Source organism: Bradyrhizobium centrolobii (genome assembly GCF_001641635.1).
GTDB classification, from domain to species: Bacteria; Pseudomonadota; Alphaproteobacteria; order Rhizobiales; family Xanthobacteraceae; genus Bradyrhizobium; species Bradyrhizobium centrolobii.
On record NZ_LUUB01000010.1, the window covers coordinates 1 to 3,659 of the forward strand.

General features: G+C 60.0%; 3 protein-coding genes. 1 reads left to right on the forward strand and 2 read right to left on the reverse strand.

The features are described 5' to 3' along the window. Positions 1-104: 104 nt before the first annotated feature. A complete protein-coding gene (locus AYJ54_RS00890) occupies positions 105-1,223 on the reverse strand; it encodes an amidinotransferase (protein WP_136623344.1) in 1,119 nt (372 codons plus the stop codon). A 994-nt stretch (positions 1,224-2,217) separates the two neighbouring features. Between AYJ54_RS00890 and AYJ54_RS00895 the strand changes: the two genes are divergently transcribed. Further along, positions 2,218-3,327, forward strand: a complete 1,110-nt coding sequence (locus AYJ54_RS00895) for a S1C family serine protease (RefSeq protein WP_063696016.1) — start codon at positions 2,218-2,220, stop codon at positions 3,325-3,327. 164 nt (positions 3,328-3,491) lie between these two features. Here AYJ54_RS00895 and AYJ54_RS46490 read toward each other — a convergent pair. Beyond that, positions 3,492-3,659: NADH-quinone oxidoreductase subunit D-related protein (locus AYJ54_RS46490; RefSeq protein ID WP_488226327.1), on the reverse strand; the 168-nt coding region annotated here is incomplete at its 5' end.

Below are 3,659 nucleotides of genomic sequence, written 5' to 3' on the forward strand. Positions count from 1 at the left end.
ACGTTGCTTAGGTTAGCCTGCATCGGCTTTATTCTCGTGGGCATCATCGGACTGAAAATCACCTCTTAGGCGGAGCGGCGCGATGAGACCTGTTGGAGGTCAGCTCAGAAGTAGCTTTCCAACGTGCCGCGCCGCCGGACGTCGAGCGTGGCGCAGTGGAAGGCGCCACCAAATGCCGCATAGTGTAAGAACTTGCAGGAAATCGGTTCGAATCCCCAATTCTCAAACGCACGCATCGTTGCGGTATGATGTGGATCTACGATGACGCGCTTCTCATCCACCATCAAGACGTTCATGTTGAGCCATTTCCCGCATAGTGAAGTGACCCTCAGCACAGGATCGGTGATCGGGTCGGACTCGGGGGCCACGAGGATGTCCCATCCTTTCAAGACGGCCGGAAGATGGTCGACGTCGATGTACTCGGGATTGATCAGGATCTTGCCGGGCCCAAGCGGCAATATGGTGGTGTCGATGTGCATTGGATTGGGGCAGCGGCTCTCAATCTCATGGATGCGATAACTGTCGCCAAGGTGACGACGCAGCCATTCAATGCCGGACGCATTGGTGACGTTGCTGCGGGTCACGAACAAGTCGCGTCCACAGCGAAAGAAGTCGGCGGCGTCAAAGACCGGTTCGAATTCGGTGAGAATGTATGAGATCGGCTCGCCTTTCTCCGGAACGCGAAATTCAGGGTCGAACAGTTCGTCCGTCAGTTGCGGTCTGGGCGCGCTCGTCCACCGCGCGCCACGTTGGAAATAGTCCTTCAGGATCGCACGATAGGACTGCGTCTCGAAGTAGCGACAGGGCCAAACCATTGGGGTTTCGATGATCTCGTCGCCGATCACGAGCATGCTGTCGCGCGGGCAGGAATTGCAGAAGCCGCGCGAGGACCATCCTGGCGTGCTGAAGCGCTTCCTGTGGTCGACAGCGTCCGGCCGTCTTACGATGATGCCCAGCGACTGTAGCAGCGCAACAAAGCCATCAAGCTCACGCTGGGCCGGCTCGATCATGATCCTTGGGTAACGAAAGCCTGCGAGCAGCGACTGAGCACGCGCTGCCATGCCCGGAATGTTGCAGGTGACAACCGGATGATCGGATGGGATGACCGCACCCTCAAGCCTTCCGACGATCACTTCCTCCAGCGCGCCCCACTCGTTGTGTGAGTTCACCGGAGAAACTCGGGCCGATGGAGCGGCATCCGAACCGCGACCGTGCGTGACCATATCCATGCACGAGACCCTCTGCGCTACAACAGCCTCCGATCCTGAAAGTTCCAGGCATCCGATCCCCGGTTGTGGGTCGATCGCAAATCCCTGGTGTCGCCTATTGGGTGCAAAGCGGACATTTGTCAGGACAGGCATCTTCTCAGAAGGGCCAATGGCAGCCTCCGCGGCGAAGTCCGTGACCAGTTCGATCTCATTCTCCGTAAAGAGCTCTATGCGCCGCCGCGAAAGACAAGGCGATCCGCCTCGTCGCTTCTGAGCATCGGCACGATGAGGACCGTCCCAACGCCACGTGATATAGCCTCTCGTTCTGGTTCTCCCCACAGAATTCCCTTCAAGATGTTTGGGCGAAATCGGGGATGTGGACCGGCCACTTGCTTTCGAAGAGGCGAAGCTTTGACGGTGAATACATCTCTGACACTGCGAGATCGAGTCTATATGCAACGAGATGCAACGAGACGAAAGCCTGTTTCCTCGGAAAGACGGAGGGAACCAAACTCCGCTCGGCAGCGATGCACTGCGCTGTCGATGATGGTGTCGAATATGGGCTGGAGGTCATGCGGCGAACTGGCGATAGCGCGCAGCACTGCCGACATGGCGGCTCGTTGCCGAGAAACGGCGTTACAGGTCAAACCTCCTGCGTAGTTCGCGCGCGGAGTGCCGAAGCGTGTTCGTCCGCTGGGAGAAACGCATCCTCCGCGCCGCGGGGATTTGCGCTGCCGCGCCGCGGACGCCACCGCTCTGTCGCGCGGGCCGCGGACGGGGAACCACGTGCGCTGTCGGCAAGTTCTGGTCGCCCGGCCACTGGTGGTGGAGGAACGGTCTTCCTGGCTGTTCGTTGAAGGCTCGCCAGTGCTGTGGCTCGGCCCGCGTGCGCCGCAAGAACAGCCTGCAAATCAGCAAGCCTGAGCCGGTACCAGCCGATCACGTAGGATGCATGGAAGCGGAAATGGTTCACGGAAAGTTTGCTTACGGCAGCCTTAGGACGCCGGTCATGAGCGCCGTCTTGGCTTCGGCGGTTCTGGTGATCGGGAGTATCGTCCACGCACAGGCCGTGAATCCAACCGTCGACCATGACGGCGGCGGGCTCGGAAGGTTCGCCGATCTTGCCGAAAAGGCCGGACCGGCTGTGGTTGGGGTCAGTGCCAAGGCGGCCGCGGCAGACGAGGAATCCGGCCCATCGTCCGGACCTGATGGGGCGCCCGATCAAGACACTCCAAGAAGGGCTGTTCCAAGGTCCGAACCGCACGGTCCGGGCGTTGCGCCGAAATCCGGGGACATGATCTCGATCGGCTCGGGTTTCTTCATCTCCCCGGACGGTTATGCGGTGACGAACAACGATATCGTGGCAGGCAGCGATACGGCCGAGATCCGTACGAATGAGGACAAAATCTACCCAGCCAAGATCGTCGGCAAGGACCCGCTGAGTGATCTCGCCCTGCTCAAGGTCGATGGGCGCACGGACTTCGCCTATTTGAAGCTGGCCGATCAACCACCACGCACCGGCGATTGGGTGCTTACGGTAGGCAATTCGTTCGGGCTCGGAAATACTGTCACCGCGGGTATCGTTTCAGCGCGTGCGCGCGACCTGGGGATGGGGTCTTCGGACGACTTCATTCAGATAGATGCGCCGATCAACCGCGGCGATTCGGGCGGGCCGAGCCTCAACACGCATGGCAACGTCATCGGTGTGAACAGCATGATTCTTTCGCCCTCGGGCGGCTCGGTCGGTGTGGCTTTTGCGATTCCCGCAGACACGGTGAATGCGGTGATCCCGCAACTGAAGGACAAGGGCGCGGTCACGCGAGGGTGGATGGGAGCGGAAGTTCAATCGGTGACCCCCGACATCGCCGAAAGTATCGGCGCAAACAATCTTCGCGGCGCCATCGTCATCGGTGTTCAAGCCAGCGGTCCAGCCGCGAAGGCCGGATTAAAGAGCGGGGATGTGATCACGTCGATCGGCGGCGAGCCCATCAAGAGCGCAAACGAGCTCACCAAGAAAGTCCATGCGGCGGCGCCAAGCTCTTCAATCGAGCTCTCCATGGTTCGGAACAAAGAACAGAGAGCATTGACCGTAACGCTGGGCCAGCTTACCGCTCAGTAGAGCACACCTGCGCGGCGATCGGGGCTGCGGCACGACCGCTCAAGCCATCGAGCCCAATGCCCCATCTCTCGCGCCGGAAGACTTCCCAGGTTTGGCTTTGACAACGGCTAGGTGACTCGTTGCTCGTCGACTTGGATCTGCGCGCAGGGTCCTTTTCGCGCCCCTTATCGATCGATCTCCCCAAAGACGATGTCCAGCGAACCGATGATCGCCGAGACGTCCGCCAGCAAATGGCCGCGGCTGAGCAAATCCATTGCTTGCAGATGTGCGAACGATGGCGCCCGGATCTTGCACTTATAGGGTTGGTTCGTGCCATCGGAGACCAGGTAGAC

Coding starts and splice junctions, on each gene's coding strand:
- AYJ54_RS00895 (WP_063696016.1), top strand. CDS start 2,218: ATGAGCGCCGTCTTGGCTTCGGCGGTTCTGGTGATCGGGAGTATCGTC.
- AYJ54_RS00890 (WP_136623344.1), bottom strand. CDS start 1,223: ATGGTCACGCACGGTCGCGGTTCGGATGCCGCTCCATCGGCCCGAGTT.